Raw genomic sequence first — 2,395 nt, 5'->3', positions numbered from 1 at the left:
GGCGGAACGTTCTCGAGTCTTCGGCCACATTCGCTTCGGACAGGTCTGTGAAACACGCCGGGACAGATTTGCGGAGTTCGGCTTCGGACGGTCGAGATCGGGCGTCGCAACCGGATAGTCTGCGGTTGGCTTCGGCAAGTCTGGGAAAGGTTCCGGGCCGGCGCGCCCAGGCGGCGGCGCCTTCGGTGACATCTCAAGCGTCAGCCTTGCCGTGCTCTCATTTCCGTCGTAGCGTTGACGCCTAACAATTCATTCAAGCCGACGCCGCTTCGCGGCGCGGCTTAATTCAGGCGTTAGGCCCTATGCGCACTCTTATCGCCCTATTGCTAGTTGCCGCGTCACCTTCGGCAGCCGCCAAATGCGCCGTACAGTCATACCTACTGAGCGGATCCGTCGTAGATGCCCACGGGGCGCCTGTATCGGGAGCGATGGTGGGTGTGGCCTGGGTTAAGTGGGGCGCGCCCCAAGGGCCCGCTATTGCTGTCACCAACTCGGAAGGCCGCTACTCGATCCCTATCCACTTCGACACCTGGTCTGGTACATCGGAGTGGGGCGATGACTGCGGTGCCAGGTTGGGTCAAGTGTCCGTAAGCGCCTACACAAGTACCAAGTACGCTCTGCCTGAGACCGTTGCGGTGGGAGAACAGGGGCGAGTAGTTGCCCCAGTCCTCCAAGTCTCGCAGGATACTCAAGAGAGCCTCGGGCGGTGATCAGGTGGGGTCTAACAATGTGCTCAAGCCGACACCGCATCGGGGCGCAAACCAAATGGCAGGTAAAGCTTGCCATGTGCTTCACGCCCCGCTGCGGCGCGGCTTAGCTTAGGCGTTAGGCCTCACAAGAATGTCATCGCAAGCGTCAATGACAAAGAGATGGGCAAAGTTTCCGCCCATCGGCGTGCTGATACTTTGCATCGCTTACGTAGCACTTGCTTCACGTGAGCTCATAAGGATTGTTCCACATGTTGGAGAGATCAACACAAGTTGGCCTCATCATGGCGTCTTCCACCAGTGGGACTTCTTCTGGCAAATCGTGTTTGTTCTTATATTTGCTTCAGTTTTGATCACATCTATTGTGTCTGCCACAGGCAACCGCACAGCACGGATGTTGCTATGGGTTTCATTGCTCACATTTTTCAGCGCAGGCTATATTCAAAGTGCTCATGGCATCTTTCTTCAGTACAGGTTCCAGTCAAACGCGCCTCTTCCATTGCGCGCATTTCATGGTGTCTTTTGGCAACCCGTTTCCGACATTGGTTACTGGTGGCTTGTGTTCGCGCTCGTTCTTATGGCTCATTACTGGCTCTTCTTCCGTGTAAGTTCCGCAAAGATGTTCTTCTCCAGGGGCCGTGAGGCCTAACAATTCATTCAAGCCGACGCCGCTTCGCGGCGCGGCTTAATTCAGGCGTTAGCCGTCACAAGGGAGGCTTGTCGCATGTCGAATATTTGGTCTCGTCAAGGCGCCGAGTACATCAACCAGATGAACCGCGGACTTGGCGCTCTTCTTGGCATTGCTACCGGAATACTTGCAGACAAGCAGCTGACTGACCTGGAGGTGAGCTTTCTGCACGACTGGCTGGACAACAACTCTGCCATTGCAACGGCTTGGCCTGGTGACGTAGTCCATGCCCACATCAAAGCAGTACTTGCTGATGGAATCGTGACTGAGGAAGAGCGAACTCACCTGGTTAGTACTCTGCAGAAGCTTATCGGCGGCACCATTGAGGAGCTCGCCGAGACAAATCACGTAACACAGCTTCTACCCTATGAAACTCCAGCCATACCTTTCCCGGGATCAAATTTTTGTTTGACCGGTGACTTCGTGTTTGCTCCGCGTAGCGTTTGCGAGAAAACTATTGTTCGTCATGGCGGCACGGTTAAGTCAGCAGTTTCAAAGAAGGTACAGTTCCTTCTAGTAGGTGGCCTTGGAAGTGACGAGTGGAAGCACGGAAGCTTTGGAACAAAGATCGAGCGAGCTATGGAACTGAAGCGAGATGGTTCGCTCATCGCGATTGTTCACGAAGACCATTGGGCTAGCTGTCTGCCGCGTGACGGCTAACAATTCATTCAAGCCGACGCCGCTTCGCGGCGCGGCTTAATTCAGGCGTTAGGCGTCTAAAAGCATTAGTAGTGTTGGGCTGATCGCCACCGGGTCGGTCGCGGTGCTGCCAGCTTCTTGTTCTGCTACGGCGGAACGTTCTCGAGTCTTCGGCCACATTCGCTTCGGACAGGTCTGTGAAACACGCCGGGACAGATTTGCGGAGTTCGGCTTCGGACGGTCGAGATCGGGCGTCGCAACCGGATAGTCTGCGGTTGGCTTCGGCAAGTCTGGGAAAGGTTCCGGGCCGGCGCGCCCAGGCGGCGGCGCCTTCGGTGACATCTCAAGCGTCAGCCTTGCC

General features: G+C 55.9%; 2 protein-coding genes. Both read left to right on the top strand.

The features are described from left to right. Positions 1–858 precede the first annotated feature (858 nt). The gene (locus tag FQY83_RS17670; protein WP_158636554.1) at positions 859–1,356 is read left to right on the top strand and encodes a hypothetical protein; all 498 of its coding nucleotides are present in this window, start codon (positions 859–861) and stop codon (positions 1,354–1,356) included. Positions 1,357–1,431: 75 nt separating this feature from the next. Then, positions 1,432–2,055 carry a BRCT domain-containing protein gene (locus FQY83_RS17480; protein WP_146389516.1) on the top strand — a complete coding sequence of 208 codons (624 nt, stop codon included), beginning with the start codon at positions 1,432–1,434 and terminating at the stop codon, positions 2,053–2,055. Positions 2,056–2,395 lie beyond the last annotated feature (340 nt).

The organism is Luteimonas marina, from assembly GCF_007859325.1.
GTDB lineage: Bacteria > Pseudomonadota > Gammaproteobacteria > Xanthomonadales > Xanthomonadaceae > Luteimonas > Luteimonas marina.
The sequence above is the reverse complement of the archived record's forward strand: the minus strand, read 5'-3'. Positions and strand labels throughout refer to the sequence as shown.